At 66.8% G+C, this 14877-nt stretch carries 12 protein-coding genes and 1 pseudogene; 8 read left to right on the top strand and 5 right to left on the bottom strand.

What is annotated here, in order from left to right; genetic code table 11:
* Window positions 1-310: 310 nt before the first annotated feature.
* Window positions 311-979, bottom strand: coding sequence for a TetR family transcriptional regulator (locus GQ674_RS16500; protein WP_128098078.1), 669 nt, complete (start codon window positions 977-979; stop codon window positions 311-313).
* Between the two features lie 232 nt (window positions 980-1211).
* Between GQ674_RS16500 and smeD the strand changes: the two genes are divergently transcribed.
* Genes smeD through GQ674_RS16485 form a run of 3 tightly spaced genes read left to right on the top strand, consistent with a single transcriptional unit; the run spans window position 1212 to window position 6981 of the window.
* Window positions 1212-2396, top strand: a complete 1185-nt coding sequence (gene smeD / locus GQ674_RS16495; protein ID WP_159497937.1) for a multidrug efflux RND transporter periplasmic adaptor subunit SmeD — start codon at window positions 1212-1214, stop codon at window positions 2394-2396.
* 12 nt (window positions 2397-2408) lie between these two features.
* On the top strand, window positions 2409-5597 hold the full coding sequence (gene smeE / locus GQ674_RS16490) for a multidrug efflux RND transporter permease subunit SmeE (protein WP_159497936.1): 3189 nt from the start codon (window positions 2409-2411) through the stop codon (window positions 5595-5597).
* Window positions 5590-6981: an efflux transporter outer membrane subunit gene (locus GQ674_RS16485; protein ID WP_159497935.1), complete on the top strand. Its 1392-nt coding sequence runs from the start codon at window positions 5590-5592 to the stop codon at window positions 6979-6981. Before smeE ends, GQ674_RS16485 begins: the two co-directional genes overlap by 8 nt.
* Before the next feature lie 270 nt (window positions 6982-7251).
* On the opposite strand, the gene GQ674_RS16480 is transcribed toward GQ674_RS16485, so the two are convergent.
* The 4 genes from GQ674_RS16480 to GQ674_RS16465 form a co-directional block, all read right to left on the bottom strand.
* Window positions 7252-7701: a low affinity iron permease family protein gene (locus tag GQ674_RS16480; protein WP_159497934.1), complete on the bottom strand. Its 450-nt coding sequence runs from the start codon at window positions 7699-7701 to the stop codon at window positions 7252-7254.
* A 68-nt stretch (window positions 7702-7769) separates the two neighbouring features.
* Window positions 7770-8111: a hypothetical protein gene (locus GQ674_RS16475; RefSeq protein WP_159497933.1), complete on the bottom strand. Its 342-nt coding sequence runs from the start codon at window positions 8109-8111 to the stop codon at window positions 7770-7772.
* Between the two features lie 62 nt (window positions 8112-8173).
* Window positions 8174-8464: a hypothetical protein gene (locus tag GQ674_RS16470; RefSeq protein ID WP_159497932.1), complete on the bottom strand. Its 291-nt coding sequence runs from the start codon at window positions 8462-8464 to the stop codon at window positions 8174-8176.
* A gap of 256 nt (window positions 8465-8720) precedes the next feature.
* A complete protein-coding gene (locus tag GQ674_RS16465) occupies window positions 8721-9173 on the bottom strand; it encodes a nucleoside deaminase (RefSeq protein ID WP_159497931.1) in 453 nt (150 codons plus the stop codon).
* A gap of 135 nt (window positions 9174-9308) precedes the next feature.
* Between GQ674_RS16465 and ubiE the strand changes: the two genes are divergently transcribed.
* The 5 genes and pseudogenes from ubiE to GQ674_RS16440 all read left to right on the top strand — a co-directional run bounded on the left by ubiE (window position 9309) and on the right by GQ674_RS16440 (window position 14714).
* Complete coding sequence (gene ubiE / locus GQ674_RS16460) at window positions 9309-10070, top strand: bifunctional demethylmenaquinone methyltransferase/2-methoxy-6-polyprenyl-1,4-benzoquinol methylase UbiE (RefSeq protein ID WP_038686180.1); 762 nt, start codon at window positions 9309-9311, stop codon at window positions 10068-10070.
* A 68-nt stretch (window positions 10071-10138) separates the two neighbouring features.
* The gene (locus GQ674_RS16455) at window positions 10139-11002 is read left to right on the top strand and encodes a GGDEF domain-containing protein (protein ID WP_159497930.1); all 864 of its coding nucleotides are present in this window, start codon (window positions 10139-10141) and stop codon (window positions 11000-11002) included.
* A gap of 84 nt (window positions 11003-11086) precedes the next feature.
* The gene (locus GQ674_RS16450) at window positions 11087-13012 is read left to right on the top strand and encodes a M1 family metallopeptidase (RefSeq protein WP_159499514.1); all 1926 of its coding nucleotides are present in this window, start codon (window positions 11087-11089) and stop codon (window positions 13010-13012) included.
* A gap of 351 nt (window positions 13013-13363) precedes the next feature.
* Window positions 13364-14095 carry a hypothetical protein gene (locus GQ674_RS16445; RefSeq protein WP_159497929.1) on the top strand — a complete coding sequence of 244 codons (732 nt, stop codon included), beginning with the start codon at window positions 13364-13366 and terminating at the stop codon, window positions 14093-14095.
* Window positions 14092-14714: pseudogene (locus tag GQ674_RS16440) on the top strand (HAD family hydrolase). Before GQ674_RS16445 ends, GQ674_RS16440 begins: the two are co-directional and overlap by 4 nt.
* The last annotated feature ends 163 nt before the right edge of the window (window positions 14715-14877 follow it).

Here is a 14877-nt window from a genome sequence, read left to right as displayed (position 1 = left end):
GCTTCAGCTACCTTTTGCCTACGTTTGCCTAAAGCAACTTCTCTTCAACCCAGTCCGGGATCTTCTGCACACACAACGTAGCGGAAGCAAGTCGATTCAGATGAAGAGCGGCTTTCCCATGGCCACCAGCCCACTGTCGAGGGTGGGGCGGTGTGGGTTCGCGGGACCGTTGGGCGCCATGGATGGCGCCCACGAGCCTCCAGGGATGGATTCACGGCGTGTCCCGTGAATCCACACCGCCCCGCCCAGCCCTGGACAAGCGGAATCTGCTCGGCTTCGGCCTTACGCCTTACGCCTTAAGCCTTAAGCCTCAAACCTCATCCTCAGTAGGCAACGCCGTCGGCGCCGCCCCCGGGGTGAACACACCTGGCTTCACGAACGCACTCAGAATCGCGTCCAGCGTCTGCGCGCCGTCGCGTTTGATCTCGAACAGCTCCGGCTCCAGCATCGCGCTGTACAGCACCCCCGTCAGACTCGTGCTCACGATCCGGGCCACCGTGTCCACATCCACCCCCTCGCGCAACTGCCCCAACTCGCGCGCGCGCTGGAAGGCTGCCGCGAAAATGGCCAGCTCCTCCCGCGATGCCTCCAACTGCAGCTCCTGCATCGCCTGGCTCTCCACCGACAGATCGTTGCGCAGCATGATCTCCATCATGTTGCGCAACCGCTCGTCATCGGCCAGCTCCTGGAACGACACCAGCAACGCCGACCGCAGATCCAGCACCGGCGTCGTGCGCCTGGACGACGTCGTCCGCCGCAACCGCTCGATGAACGGAATGCGCTCCCGGTCGATCATCGCCGTCAGCACCTCCGTCTTGTTCTTGAAGTGCCAGTACACCGCCCCGCGCGTATACCCCGCGCGCGCACCGATCATCGCCAGGCTCGTCCCCGCCACCCCGAATTCATGGAAACAGGCCTGGGCCGCGTCGAGGATCCCCGCGCGGGTGGCCTGCGCCTCTTCTTTGGTCTTTCTGGCCATTGCGTTATGCAGTTGCTGGATGAAACCGACCTGAATTGTACCGCTTTACAAACAAACATGCATGTATGTATATTTCCGTCCCACTGATCCTCGGCGAGGACCGCGCGTACCCGCGCCCCTGCCGAAACCGTCAGATTTGCCGTATTTGCCGACCTGTTGGCTGTCATTCGTCGCTTTTAAAGGCGGGGTAGTGCTGCAGGCGACCCTTTTTCGTTTCCTGTGAGCCCCCACCATGTCCCGAACCCCGTACCGTCTTCTCGCGCTGTCCCTCGCGATCGCCTTGACCGTGTCCGCCTGTGGCGGCGGTGAGCAGGAGGGGCCACAAGGCGGCCCGGGCCAGGTCACTGTTGCCACCCTCAAGGGCGAACAGGTCAGCCTTACCCGCGAACTGCCCGGTCGCACCAATGCCTTCCTGGTCGCCGAAGTACGCCCCCAGGTCAGCGGCATCGTCGCCAAGCGCCTGTTCACCGAAGGCGGCCTGGTCACCGCCGGCCAGCCCCTGTACCAGGTGGACGACGCCAGCTACCGCGCCCAGGCCAACAGCGCCCGCGCCCAGCTCGCCCGCGCCGAGGCCACCGCCAACGCCGCGCGCCTGAGCGCCAAGCGCATCACCGAGCTGGCCAAGGTCGACGCGGTCAGCAAGCAGGACCTGGAAAACGCCGTGGCCGCGCAGAAACAGGCTGAAGCCGATGTCGGCGCCGCCAAGGCCGCGCTGGATGCCGCCAACGTCACCCTGGGCTACGCCCGCATTACCGCACCGATCAGCGGCCGCATCGGCAAGTCCTCGGTCACCCAGGGCGCGCTGGTCAGCGCCGGCCAGGCCGACGCGCTCGCCACCGTGCAGCAGCTCGACCCGATCTATGTCGACCTCACCCAGTCGGCCAGCGAACTGCTGCAGATGCGCCGCGAACTGGCCAGCGGCCGCCTGCAGGACAACCAGACCCTGCCGGTCACCATCCTGCTCGACGACGGCACCGAGTTCGCCCACAAGGGCACGCTGGAGTTTTCCGAAGTCAGCGTCGATCCCACCACCGGCAGCTACGCACTGCGGGTCAAGGTCGACAACCCCGACCAGGTGCTGATGCCCGGCATGTACGTGCGCGCCCAGGTCGGCAGCGGCGTGCGCGAAAACGGCCTCCTCGTGCCCATGCAGGGCATCGCCCGCGATCCCAAGGGCGACACCACCGCCATGGTGGTCGGCAAGGACAACAAAGTCGAAGTGCGCCCGGTCAAGGTCAGCCGCGCGGTTGGCAGCAAGTGGCTGGTCGAGGATGGCTTGAAGCCAGGCGACAAGGTCATCGTCGAAGGCCTGCAGAAGATCCAGCCGGGCATGCCCGTGCAGGCCACCGAGATGGGCGCCGCGCCGGCCAAGCCGGCTACGCCGGCAGCACCGGCGGCGCCGGCCGACAAGCAGTAAGCGGAGAATCCAATGGCTCGTTATTTTATTGATCGCCCCATCTTCGCGTGGGTGATTGCGATCATCATCATGCTCGCCGGTGCGCTGGCCGTGGTGAAGCTGCCCGTGTCGATGTACCCCGAAGTGGCCCCGCCCGCGGTCGAAATCAGCGCCACCTACCCGGGTGCGTCGGCCAAGGTGGTGGAAGACTCGGTGACCCAGATCATCGAGCAGAACATGAAGGGCATCGATGGCCTGATCTACTTCTCCTCCAACAGCTCGGCCAATGGCCAGGCCACCATCACCCTTACCTTCGAGAGCGGGACCAACCCGGACATCGCGCAGGTGCAGGTGCAGAACAAGCTGCAGCTGGCCATGCCGCTGCTGCCGCAGGAAGTGCAGCGGCAGGGCATCAACGTGGCCAAGTCGAGCAGCGGCTTCCTGCAGGTGATCGGCTTCGTGTCCAACGACGGCAGCATGGACGCCAACGACATCTCCGACTACGTCGGCTCCAATGTCGTGGACCCGCTCAGCCGCGTGCCGGGCGTGGGCAACATCCAGGTGTTCGGTGGCAAGTACGCCATGCGCATCTGGCTGGACCCCAACAAGCTGCATACCTACAAGCTGTCGGTGGATGAAGTGACCGCGGCGATCACCGCGCAGAACGCGCAGGTCGCCATCGGCCAGCTCGGCGGCGCGCCGTCGGTGAAGGGCCAGCAGCTCAACGCCACCATCAACGCGCAGGACCGCCTGCAGACCCCCGAACAGTTCCGCAACATCCTGGTCCGCGGCGGCACCGACGGCAGCGAGCTGCGCTTGGGCGATGTTGCCCGCGTCGAACTGGGCGCGGAAAGCTATGACTTCGTCACCCGCTACAACGGCAAGCCGTCCACCGGTATCGCCATCACCCTGGCCACCGGCGCCAACGCGCTGGACACCGCCAACGGCGTGCGCGCCGCGCTGGAGGACATGAAGTCCAACTTCCCGGCCGGGCTGGAATCGGTGGTGCCGTATGACACCACCCCGTTCGTGCAGGTCTCGATCAAGGGCGTCATCAAGACCCTGATCGAAGCGATCGTGCTGGTGTTCGTGGTGATGTACCTGTTCCTGCAGAACTTCCGCGCCACCCTGATCCCCACCATCGCGGTACCGGTGGTGCTGCTGGGCACGTTCGGCATCCTGGCCGCGCTGGGCTTCTCGATCAACATGCTGACCATGTTCGCCATGGTGCTGGCGATCGGCCTGCTGGTCGATGACGCCATCGTGGTGGTGGAGAACGTCGAACGCATCATGTCCGAAGAGGGCCTGTCGCCGCTGGAGGCCACCCGCAAGTCGATGGGCCAGATCACCGGCGCGCTGGTGGGTATCGGCCTGGTGCTGTCGGCGGTGTTCGTGCCGATGGCCTTCATGAGCGGTGCCACCGGCGTCATCTACCGGCAGTTCTCGGCGACCATCGTGTCGGCCATGGCGCTGTCGGTGCTGGTGGCCATCGTGCTCACCCCGGCGCTGTGCGCCACCATGCTCAAGCCGCTGAAGAAGGGCGAGCACCACGTGGCGCACAAGGGTTGGTCGGGCCGCTTCTTCGGCGGCTTCAACCGCGGCTTCGACCGCTCCAGCGAAACCTACCAGCGCGGCGTCAAGGGCATCCTGGCCCGGCCGTGGCGCTTCATGTCGATCTTCGCGGTGCTGGCATTGGTGATGGGCCTGCTGTTCATGCGCCTGCCCAGCTCGTTCCTGCCCAACGAAGACCAGGGCATCCTGATGGCACTGGTGCAGACCCCGGTCGGCGCTACCCAGGAACGTACCCTGGAAGCGATGCACCAGCTGGAAGAGCACTTCCTGAAGAATGAAACCGAGGCGGTCGAATCGGTGTTTTCGGTGCAGGGCTTCAGCTTCGCCGGCATGGGACAGAACGCGGGCATGTCCTTCATCAAGCTCAAGGACTGGAAGGAGCGCGACGCCGACCAGGGCGTGGGCCCGATCACCGGCCGTGCGATGGGCGCACTGGGCCAGATCAAGGATGCCTTCATCTTTGCCTTCCCGCCGCCGGCCATGCCGGAGCTGGGCATCGGCTCGGGCTACACCTTCTTCCTGAAGGACACCAGCGGGCAGGGCCACGAAGCACTGCTCAACGCACGCAACCAGCTGTTGGGCGGCGCAGGTGGCAGCAAGCTGCTGGCCAACGTGCGTCCCAACGGCCAGGAAGACACCCCGCAGCTGCGCATCGACGTGGACGTGGAGAAGGCCAATGCGCTGGGCCTGTCGGTGGCCTCGATCAACAACACCCTCGCCACCGCGTGGGGCAGCAGCTACATCGATGACTTCATCGACCGTGGCCGGGTCAAGCGCGTGTATGTGCAGTCCGATGCGGATTTCCGCATGAACCCGGACGACTTCAACGTGTGGTCGGTGAAGAACAGCCAGGGCGAGATGGTGCCGTTCAGTGCCTTCGCCTCCAAGCGCTGGGACTACGGTTCGCCGCGCCTGGAGCGCTACAACGGTGTGTCGGCCATGGAAATCCAGGGCGAACCGGCCCCGGGCGTGGCCTCGGGCGATGCCATGGTGGAAATCGAGCGCCTCGCCAAGGACCTGCCGCCGGGCTTCGAGATCGAATGGACTGCGTTGTCCTACCAGGAACGCCAGGCCGGTTCGCAGACGCCGCTGCTGTACACCCTGTCGCTGCTGATCGTGTTCCTGTGCCTGGCCGCGTTGTATGAAAGCTGGAGCGTGCCGACCTCGGTGCTGCTGGTGGCCCCGCTGGGCATCCTCGGCGCGGTGCTGGCCAACACCATGCGCGGCATGGAACGCGACATCTACTTCCAGGTGGCCATGCTCACCACTGTGGGTCTGACCAGCAAGAACGCGATCCTGATCGTGGAGTTCGCCAAGGAAAACCTGGAAAAGGGCGCTGGCCTGATCGAGGCCACCATGCATGCCGTGCGCGACCGTCTGCGCCCGATCATCATGACCTCGCTGGCCTTCGGCCTGGGCGTGTTGCCGCTGGCGATCGCCTCCGGTGCCGGTTCGGGCGCGCAGCGCGCGATCGGTACCGGCGTGCTCGGCGGCATGGTGGTGGGCACCGTGCTGGGTGTGTTCTTCATCCCGCTGTTCTTCGTGGTGGTGCAGCGCCTGTTCAACCGCAAGCTGCGCGCGGCCGAGGCATCCCCGCAGGCCGGCACGCAACACAACGGCGATACGCCGGAAGGTGGCAATCATGAGTAAGGCATCCTCCCTGCTGGCCCTCGCCGTGGCCGCGGCGCTGTCCGGCTGCGCCACGCTGGTGCCGTCCAGCACCGAGGTCGCCCCGGCGATCCCGGCGCAGTGGCCGGCCAGCACCAGCGGCACGTCCGCGGCCACCGTCGAGGTGGCCGACATCGGCTGGCGCGAGTTCTTCGTCGACCCCCGCCTGCAGGCGGTGATCGCCCAGTCGCTGGACAACAACCGCGACCTCCGCGTGGCCGTGCTCAACGTCGAAAAGGCGCGGGCGCAGTACCGCATCCAGCGCGCCGACCGCGTGCCCGCCCTTGGCGTACAGGGCCAGATGACCCGCACCGGCGGCGATGCCCCGGTGACCGAGCAGTTCAGCGCGAACCTGGGTGTGGTCGAGTTCGAGCTGGACCTGTTCGGCCGCGTCCGCAACCTGAGCCAAGCGGCGTTGCAGCAGTACTTCAGCGAAGCGGCCAACCGCCGCAGCGCGCAGCTCAGCCTGGTGGCCGAAGTGGCCAATGCCTGGCTGACCCTGGGCGCGGACAACGAACAGCTGCGCATCGCCCAGGCCACCCTGGCCAGCTACGAAGACTCGCTGCGGCTGGCCGAGGCGCGCCACCAGCTCGGCGGCGCATCGTCGCTGGAACTCAGCCAGACCCGCACCCTGGTGGAAACCGCGCGCACCGACGTGGCCCGTTTTGCCGGGCAGGTGGCGCAGGACCGCAACGCGCTGGTGCTGCTGGCCGGTGGTCCGGTCGATGACACCCTGTTGCCGGCCACTGAAGTGACCGAGGTCGCGGCGGTGCGGCCGCTGCCGGCCGGCGTGCCCGGCGAGGTGCTGCTGCGCCGTCCCGACGTGATGGCCGCCGAGCACACGCTGCTGTCGGCCAATGCCAACATCGGGGCGGCACGCGCGGCGTTCTTCCCGTCGATCAGCCTGACCGGCAGCATCGGGTCGGCGTCGTCGGAGCTGTCCAACCTGTTCGACAGCGGCACCCGTGCGTGGAGCTTCGTGCCCACGCTGAACCTGCCGATCTTCCAGGGCGGCAAGCTGCGCGCGAACCTGGGCGTGGCCACCGCCAACCGCGATATCGCGCTGGCGCAATACGAGAAGGCCATCCAGTCCGGCTTCCGCGAGGCGGCGGATGCACTGGCCCTCAGCGACAGCCTGGATGCGCAGCTGGCCTCGCAGCAGGCCCTGATGGCGGCGGCCACGCAGGCGCAGACGTTGTCGCAGGCCCGTTATGACGCGGGGCTGGACAGCTTCGTGACCCTGCTGGATGCGCGGCGCACGGCCTATAGCGCGCGCAAGTCGCTGGTCAGCACGCAGCTGGCGCAGCAGTCCAACCAGGTCGCGCTGTACAAGGTGCTGGGTGGCGGCTGGCACGAGCGCGGCTGAGCCGGTAGCCCCGAGGCGTAGAGCCGACCGGTAGATACAGCCGACCGGTAGAGCCGACTGTTAGTCGGCTGCTTTCCGGCGGCGGGCAAGGGCAGCCGACTAACAGTCGGCTCTACCGGGCGTGATTTCTTTCCGGTGGTCGGCAAGGGCAGCCGACTAACAGTCGGCTCTACCGGGCGTGATTTCTTTCCGGTGGTCGGTAAGGGCAGCCGACTAACAGTCGGCTCTACCATTCGGCTCTACCGGTCATCGTCGTGGTCATCAATGCGCTCATGACCGCGGTTCATCCGCCCGGTCATGAGGTTGGTCGTCCTTGCGCCCGTCGCCATGGCAGCGGCGCGCACGTTCCAGCGCATCGCCGGCTTCGCGTGCCATGCGCTCGTATTCGCGGCGGATCTCTTCCAGTCGCTCTTCATCGAGCTCTTCCAGGTCGAGCAGTTCGTTGTTGGCCTCGGCCGTGGCCCGGATCAGCTCATCGAGCTTGATCTGCACCGCCGCCGCGTCGGCGTTCTGGCTGTGCTGGATCAGGAACACCATCAGGAAGGTGATGATGGTGGTCCCGGTGTTGATCACCAGCTGCCACGTATCGTTGAATTTGAAGATGGGGCCGCTGAGTGCCCACAGCACCACGATGGACACGGCGGCAAGGAACGTCCAAGGCGTTCCCGCTGCATAGGCCGCCTTTTTGGCGACCAGGTTGAACACACTTCGAAGGCTCATGCGGCACGGCAGGGTAGCGACGGTACCCCATCATTGGCGCCGCGCCGTGTACGCGCAGTGCAGCGTGCTCAGGCGCGTGCGGCACCCAGGCGTGGGCGCGTGGCCACGTCGTGGCGGCTGGTCAGGTACACATGCTCCCAGCAGGATTCGACGAAAGCGCGGGCCTGTTCTTCGCTCAGGCGCGGCATGATCTGCAGCGCGTACTGGGTCTGGAACGCTTCATCGCGCTGCTCGTCGCTCGCACGCGGCTGGGTGATGAGCGAATCGCAGGCGAACTTGATCCACGGCACGTAGTGGCCGAACGACCCGGTGCCCGTGCCAAGGTTGCCGTCGGCGTGGCGCTGGCGCCAGTACGCCACTTCGGCGTCTACGTCGATCACGGCAGGGATGGAAAGCTGGGCGGAAGACATGGTGGCATCGATATGCAGGGAGGGAGTTTTACAAGAGTGCGTAAAGCGCAGTGCATGCGATGTCATTGTGGCGTCGACTCCGCGTGGCGACCCTGGCTGACATTGTCAGCGCAGCGGTCGCCCAGCAATTGCGCATGATCGACCACGCCCAGCTGCTCGGCCAACGTGGCCAGCTGGTTGCAGACGTCGATGCGCCGATGTGGATGGGCGTGGGTCAGTGCGTCCTGGATGGCCTGGTAGGCGGTCCAGAACGGCGCGGTGTTCTGGTAGGCGGCGTAATGCACCTGCAGTTGTTCCCAGGCAGTGGCCAGCGCGGGATCCATGGCGGCGGTGCGGCGTATTCGGGCATTCATGACGTCTCCTCGACGCTGCTGCCCCCTGTGCATCCACCATAGGCGGTCGCCGTGCACGGTTTGTTAGTGCGGCGTCGTGGCGCGGTGCCGCAGGTGTGGACACTGCGGTGCATGAAGACGCGCATACGCTGCTGGCACAGCGTGTTCACCCGGCGCGCCGGAACTGAAGCGTTCAGAACCGCACGTGCTGCGACCGGGTGCCGCGCACGCTGCAGGCCCAGTGGAAGGGGCCAACCCACGGCGCGACACCCGTCGATTACTCGCCGATGTCTTCGTTCCAGACCTCTGGATGGGCCGAGATGAAGCCGCCCAGCAGATCGATGCAGGCCTGGCTCTGCATGTCGATCACCTTGACCCCGTTCTCGCGCAGCCACTCGATGCCGCCCTGGAAGGTGACCGACTCGCCCACCACCACGGTGCCGATGTTGAACTGGCGCACCAGCCCGCTGCAGTACCAGCACGGGGCCAGCCTGGTGACCATGATGGTGTCCTGGTAGCGGCGCTGGCGGCCGGCCTTGCGGAACGCATCGGTTTCCCCGTGTACCGACGGGTCGCCTTCCTGCACGCGGCGGTTGTGGCCGCAGCCCAGCAGGCGGCCGTCGTTGTGGTACAGGGCAGCGCCGATCGGGATGCCGCCTTCGGCCAGGCCCTGGCGGGCCTCGGCGATGGCGGTTTCAAGCAGGGCGGCGTAGTCGGGGGTGGTGATCATGGGCGGTCCGTAAGCATCTGGACCGCCATGATAGTGGCCGCCAGCGGCTTCGGCACCGGCTGGCGCGGCCCCCCTGCGGCGCCCGGTCGCAGGGGGCGGGTGCCGCAGCGCGCCGAGCGGTGCGATAATCCAGCCATGAGCGAATCCCCCTACAAGACTGGCACCACCCATTTCGGCTTCCGCGATGTCGCAGCCAAGGACAAGCAGAAGCTGGTGGGCGAAGTGTTCACCTCGGTCGCGCGCAGCTACGACCTGATGAACGACCTGATGAGCCTCGGCATCCACCGGGCCTGGAAGCGCTACTACGTGGCCACCGCGCAGGTGAAGCCGGGCGACCGCGTGCTCGACCTGGCTGGCGGCACCGGTGACATCGCCGCGCTGATCAAGGAGCGGGTGGGTGACGAAGGCGAGGTGGTGCTGGGCGACATCAACGCCGGCATGCTGTCGGTGGGACGCGACCGGCTGATGAACCGTGGCCTGGTCAAGGGCCTGGAGTACGTGCAGTGCAACGCCGAGGCGCTGCCGTTCCCGGACGCCAGCTTCGACTTGGTGACCATCGCCTTCGGCCTGCGCAACGTAACCGACAAGGACGCCGGCCTGCGCGAGATGTACCGCGTGCTCAAGGTGGGCGGCCAGGCGCGCGTGCTGGAGTTCTCCGAAGTCACCGCGGACTGGTTCAAGCCGATCTACGACTTCCACTCGTTCAAGATCCTGCCCAAGCTGGGGCAGCTGTTCGCGCGTGACGGCGACAGCTACCAGTACCTGGCCGAGAGCATCCGCAAGCACCCGCCGCAGGAACAGCTCAAGACCATGATGGGCGAGGCGGGCTTTGCGCGCTGCCATTACAAGAACCTGACCGGCGGCATCGTTTCGATCCACTCCGGCTACAAGGTTTGAGACACCGGTCCAGTTCCCGCTGAGGGAGCTGGTCCACACTGCGGGCAGGCTGTCAGAGAGGGCCTGCCATGCGTCTGTACCGCGGCCTGGCCCGCGCGTTTCCCCGGTCGTTCAGCGCCAAGCTGATGACCGTGGTGTTCATCGGCGTGCACGTGCCGCTGCTGGTACTGCTGGGGTGGATGGCGATAAGCGGCCACTACCAGCGCGACACGATGTGGACCGTGGTGGGCGTGGTGCTGGGCGCCACCCTGGTGGGCACCGCGATGGCGATGATGGCGCTGTACCGGCTGATGGCGCCGCTGCGCCAGGCCGCCGATGCGTTGGAGGCCTACTACGACGAACAGCGCCTGCCGCACCTGCCCGACCTCGGCCATGACGAGATCGGGCGGCTGTTGCGCAGCATCAACCGCAACCTGCACGGCGTCGATGCCGGCCTGCGCGACCTGCGCCGCAGCGTGCTGCTCGATCCGCTCACCCAGGCACTCAACCGCCGCGGCTGCGAGCAGGCCCTGGCCGACTCGGCGCGGCTGGCACAGTCGCGGCGGCAGCCGTTGAGCCTGTTCGTGGTGGACCTGGACAACCTGAAGCCGATCAATGACGCGTACGGCCACCTGGCCGGCGATCAGGTGCTGGTCCGGCTGGTGGAGTCGGCGCGGCAGTGGCTGCAGCCCGGCGACTGGATCGGGCGTTGGGGCGGGGATGAGTTCGTGCTGGGCGTGCATGCCAGCCATGCGGTGGCCTGCGTGCGGCTGCGCCACTGGCTGGCGTCGCTGGCCGCCGAGGGCGGTGAGCAGACCCCGCTCAAGGCCAGTGCCGGCGGCGCGGCCTATCGACCGGGCGAAGACCTGCGCGAGGTCTACCGCCGCGCGGACTCGGCGATGTACCGTGCCAAATACGCCGGCGGCGCCCGGCTGCTGTGCGAGCCAGACTGAATGCGCAGCCCGGGGTGCCAGCGCTGTGGGGTAGGGCGGACAGGGGGTAAACTGGTGGTTTCACCCTGATCGGTCCCGATGTCCATGCGATCTCCGTTCCTGCTCATTCCCCTTGCCGTGGCGCTGGCCGCCGGCTGTTCCAAAGAAGCTGCAGCCCCCGCTGCCGCGTCCACTGCCACCGCACCGGCGAGCACTGCCATGAAAGCCGACAGCCGCAGCCACGATGAAAGCTCCTACGCCGAGCCGGACAAGGTCGTGGTCAAGGACGTGGCGCTGGACCTGAAGCTGGATTTTGACGCCAAGCAGATCGGTGGCACCGCCACCTACACCCTGCAGTGGAAGGACAAGGCAGCCAAGCAGCTGGTGCTCGACACCCGCGAGCTGAGCGTGGAGAAGGTCGAGGCGATCGGCGCCGACGGCACGGCATCGCCGCTGCAGTTCGTGCTGGCTCCGGCCGACAAGGTGTTCGGCAGCAAGCTGAGCATCGACGCGCCTGCGCAGCCGGCCAAGGTGCAGATCACCTACCACACCGCCCCGACCGCGTCGGGCCTGCAGTGGCTGGAGCCGTCGATGACCGAGGGCAAGAAGCTGCCCTTCATGTTCAGCCAGTCCCAGGCCATCCACGCCCGTTCGTGGGTGCCGCTGCAGGACACGCCGAGCGTGCGCTTCACCTATACCGCGCATGTCACCTCGCGCCCGGACGTGATGGTGCTGATGAGCGCCGACAACGATCCCAAGGCCGCGCGTGACGGTGATTACACCTTCAAGATGCCGCAGCCGATCCCGTCCTACCTGCTGGCCATCGCCGCCGGCGACCTGGTGTTCGAGCCGATCTCCGGCCGCTCCGGCGTGTGGGCCGAACCGACCATGGTCGGCAAGGCCGCCAAGGAATTCGAAGACACCGAGAAGATGATCGGTGCCGCCGAGAAACTGTACGGCCAGTACCGCTGGGGCCGTTACGACATGCTGGTGCTGCCGCCGTCGTTCCCGTTCGGTGGCATGGAAAACCCGCGCCTGACCTTCGCCACGCCGACCGTGATCGTCGGCGACAAGTCGCTGGTGTCGCTGGTGGCCCATGAACTGGCGCACAGCTGGTCGGGCAACCTGGTGACCAACGCCAGCTGGAAGGACATCTGGCTCAACGAAGGCTTCACGACCTACGTGCAGGGCCGCATCACCGAAGCGCTGTATGGCCAGGAAATGGCCGAGATGGAGCGCGAGATCGACCAGAACGACCTGCTGGCCGAGATCAAGGACAAGAGCCCGGCCGACCAGGCGCTGGCGCTGCCGCCGCTGACCGAGCGTGATCCGGACGATGCGTTGAGCCAGGTGGCCTACGTCAAGGGCGCGTGGTTCCTGCAGTTCCTGGAGCAGCGTTTCGGTCGCGACACCTTCGATCCGTTCCTGCGTGGCTGGTTCGATGACCACGCCTTCCAGAGCGCGAACACCGACCAGTTCGTTGCCTACATGAAGAAGAACCTGCTGACCAAGAAGCCCGGTGCGGTCACCGACGCCGAACTGAAGGCTTGGCTGGACGAGCCGGGCATCCCGGCGTTCGCGACCAAGGCACGCTCGCGCAACTTCTCCATCGTCGACACCGCGCGCATTGCCTGGCAGGGCAGCAACACCCTGCCGAACGTGCAGATCACCGGCGAATGGGGTACCCAGGAGTGGGTGCACTTCATCGACGGCCTGGGCAAGACCCTGCCGCTGGAGAAGCTGGCCGCGCTGGACAAGGCGTACCACTTCACCGGCACCGCCAATGGCGAAATCGCGATGCGCTGGTACCCGCTGGCCATCCGCAGCGGGTACACCGAGGCCAATGAGCCGGCCGCGGCCTTCATCGAGCGCGTGGGCCGTCGCAAGCTGATCCTGCCGATCTACGCCGAACTGGTGAAGACCCCCGAAGGCCTGGCATTCGCCAAGGCGGCCTTCGAGAAGGCCAAGCCGGGTTACCACCCGATCACCACCGCGTCGGTGCAGGACATGCTGGACAAGGCGAGCAGGTAACCTTGGTCGCTGGCCGGCAATCCCGGCCGGTGCGCACCATGCAATGCAATGCCTGAAAAAACGGCGGGGAAACCCGCCGTTTTTTTTATGCGCCGCACCTGCGCAGCGGCGTTCCGTCAGATCGACGTCGCGCTACCGAGGCAGGGTCGCATCCCGATCGACTGCCGTTGCATCGCCCACGTTCGGTATCGGCATGACCATCAACGCAGAGGGCGTTTGCTCCGCCCCGGGTCGTGTCCCCCCGCAGGGTGGACCCGATGAACGCGTTCGATGAAGATGCGGCCGCGCCTGCTCCCCCGTTACAGTAGCCGGGTGACGCCAGTGGGCGCCTTTCCAATCACGGAGCACGCAATGAAACGACTGATCCTGGCCGCCGCCTGTGCCTTCGCGCTGGTGGCCTGCAGCAACCCCGAGGAAGAACGCAGGGCGCAGGAAGCCGCCGCCGCCGCCGCGAAGGCACAGCAGGAACAGAAGGCCGAAGGCGTGGCCAAGGAGTACGAGATGGCCGTGGCGGCGCAGGACTGGGAGCGCGCGCGCATCCATGGCGGCGCGCTGCTGGACCAGTACAAGGACACCGACGTGGCCGCGCGCATCGAGCCTGGCTTTGCCGAGGTCAAGGCCAAGGGTGATGCGGCACGCGACCTGCGCCGCATGCAGGGCTTGTGGCAGTACAACCAGATCCCGGTGGGCGGCAAGGGCAGCCAGGTCTCGGCGCAGATCTTCAGCAAGGAGCGCGTGGACGTGGACGGCAGTGGCGCCAAGCCGGTGCAGCTGGTGTTCCGCGACCACCCCGAATGGAAGCGGCATGCCTACCTGGTGCTGCAGGCCGGCGACTTCCGCTGCCCGCAGTGCAAGGTGCAGGTCAGCGTGGACGGCGGCAAGCCGATCGCGATGGCCGCCTGGCGTCCCAAGACCGACGAGGCGATCGCGATGTTCATCACCGACCAGAAGGCGCTGTGGAAACTGGCGCGCAAGGCCAAGGTGATCAGCATCGAATTCCCGGTCAAGGCCGGCGGCACCCGCACCGCGGTGTTCGAAACCGGCGGGGTGGACGCCAACCGCATGCCGAAGTGGTGGGAATGACGGCGGCGGGCGACCCGGCAGCGGCGTTGCCGCTGTCGGCGATCCGCCACTGGGTGTTCGACATGGACGGCACCCTGACCGTGGCGGTGCACGATTTCGAACGGATCAAGCGCGAACTGGCGTCCCGGTGCAGGACGACATCCTCGTGCACCTGGCCAGCCTGCCCGCCGAGGAGGCAGCCGCCAAACACGCCTGGCTGCTCCGGCACGAGCGCGACCTCGCCGCAGCCTCCCGGCCCGCGCCCGGCGCGGTGGCGCTGGTGCGCGCGCTGCAGGGGGCCGGCTGCCGGCTGGGCATCCTGACCCGCAACGTCCGCAGCCTGGCCCAGGTCACCCTGCAGGCCATCGGGCTGGGCGACGTGTTTGCCGAACAGGACATCATTGGCCGCGACGAGGCCGAGCCGAAGCCCTCCCCGGCCGGGCTGCAGTACTTCCTGCGGCGCTGGCAGGTGGACCCGGCGCAGGTGGTGATGGTGGGCGACTACCGCTTCGACCTGGAATGCGGCCGCGCGGCCGGCACCCGCACGCTGTTGGTCAATGCACCGGACAACCCGTGGCCGGGCCTGGCCTGCTGGCACCTGGACGACTGCCGCGCGGTGCTGGCGCACTGCCAGCGCTAGTGCAGGGCGGGCGGCCGGTGGAAACCGCCGCCCAACGCCGGCAAACGGGCGATCACGTTTCCGGTCGACGCCAGCGTTATTCCCTGTATTGTTCGGAACCGGCCGTGTGTCGGATAGATGACGGACGGGTCTGGCGTGGGGCGGGGCGCGGTTGGGGAACCGC

The sequence above is a fragment of the Stenotrophomonas sp. 364 genome (genome assembly GCF_009832905.1).
In the GTDB taxonomy this organism is placed as follows: domain Bacteria; phylum Pseudomonadota; class Gammaproteobacteria; order Xanthomonadales; family Xanthomonadaceae; genus Stenotrophomonas; species Stenotrophomonas maltophilia_AP.
This window is presented reverse-complemented; position numbering and strand designations above follow the sequence as displayed.

Excerpts from the sequence above, each read along its gene's own strand:
- GQ674_RS16465 (WP_159497931.1), bottom strand. The coding sequence starts at position 9,173 with ATGATCACCACCCCCGACTACGCCGCCCTGCTTGAAACCGCCATCGCC.
- GQ674_RS16475 (WP_159497933.1), bottom strand. The coding sequence starts at position 8,111 with ATGTCTTCCGCCCAGCTTTCCATCCCTGCCGTGATCGACGTAGACGCC.
- GQ674_RS16450 (WP_159499514.1), top strand. The coding sequence starts at position 11,087 with ATGCGATCTCCGTTCCTGCTCATTCCCCTTGCCGTGGCGCTGGCCGCC.
- ubiE (WP_038686180.1), top strand. The coding sequence starts at position 9,309 with ATGAGCGAATCCCCCTACAAGACTGGCACCACCCATTTCGGCTTCCGC.
- GQ674_RS16485 (WP_159497935.1), top strand. The coding sequence starts at position 5,590 with ATGAGTAAGGCATCCTCCCTGCTGGCCCTCGCCGTGGCCGCGGCGCTG.
- GQ674_RS16470 (WP_159497932.1), bottom strand. The coding sequence starts at position 8,464 with ATGAATGCCCGAATACGCCGCACCGCCGCCATGGATCCCGCGCTGGCC.
- GQ674_RS16500 (WP_128098078.1), bottom strand. The coding sequence starts at position 979 with ATGGCCAGAAAGACCAAAGAAGAGGCGCAGGCCACCCGCGCGGGGATC.
- smeD (WP_159497937.1), top strand. The coding sequence starts at position 1,212 with ATGTCCCGAACCCCGTACCGTCTTCTCGCGCTGTCCCTCGCGATCGCC.
- GQ674_RS16455 (WP_159497930.1), top strand. The coding sequence starts at position 10,139 with ATGCGTCTGTACCGCGGCCTGGCCCGCGCGTTTCCCCGGTCGTTCAGC.
- GQ674_RS16480 (WP_159497934.1), bottom strand. The coding sequence starts at position 7,701 with ATGAGCCTTCGAAGTGTGTTCAACCTGGTCGCCAAAAAGGCGGCCTAT.
- GQ674_RS16445 (WP_159497929.1), top strand. The coding sequence starts at position 13,364 with ATGAAACGACTGATCCTGGCCGCCGCCTGTGCCTTCGCGCTGGTGGCC.
- smeE (WP_159497936.1), top strand. The coding sequence starts at position 2,409 with ATGGCTCGTTATTTTATTGATCGCCCCATCTTCGCGTGGGTGATTGCG.